The organism is Scytonema sp. PCC 10023, assembly GCF_963920835.1.
In the GTDB taxonomy this organism is placed as follows: Bacteria; Cyanobacteriota; Cyanobacteriia; order Cyanobacteriales; family Nostocaceae; genus Kalymmatonema.
This window is the reverse complement of sequence record NZ_CAWUDP010000359.1, coordinates 1-506: the sequence shown is the minus strand read 5'-3', so window position 1 is coordinate 506 and position 506 is coordinate 1. Positions and strand designations below refer to the sequence as shown.

General features: G+C 37.0%; 1 protein-coding gene. It reads right to left on the bottom strand.

What is annotated here, in order from left to right; translation table 11 throughout:
- Positions 1–198, bottom strand: a 198-nt coding sequence (locus ACM0OZ_RS49210; protein WP_414590216.1) for a CTB family bacteriocin, incomplete at its 3' end; no start/stop codon positions are given.
- Positions 199–506 lie beyond the last annotated feature (308 nt).

The window sequence follows — 506 nt, the reverse complement described above, 5'->3', positions numbered from 1 at the left end:
GGAAGCCTTGAATACTTTTGTAGAACTTGCACCACCAGGACCAGCAACTGCTGTAGTAGCAAACATAACAGCCTTACTGTTCAAGTTGTAGTTAGCATAATTGTCCTCAGTTACAGTTGGTATGCTATACAAACCAAAACCACCAGCGACAACTTCTTGTTGTTCAACAGACAATTCGATAAATAATGCGTCAGACATGATTGAAAACCTCGTAGTTTTGATTTGAGTTGAATTTGTTTTGAGCTTCTTGTTGCTTGATGAATGAAAAAAAATGGAAGATTCCAGAAAGTTAATCTGCTTGACTGTTCTCTTTTATATACAGCTTCGGAAAATCAGTTGTTCTAAAGCGAGAGTTAAGTGGAAATTCTGGAATCGTAATTCAGCAATTAATTATCTGTATTTAATTGCTTACCATTTGAAGGTGAGAATGTCTCCTGCTGAACTGTGAATATTATCTTTGGAAGCCTTGAATACTTTTGTAGAACTTGCACCACCAGGACCAGCAA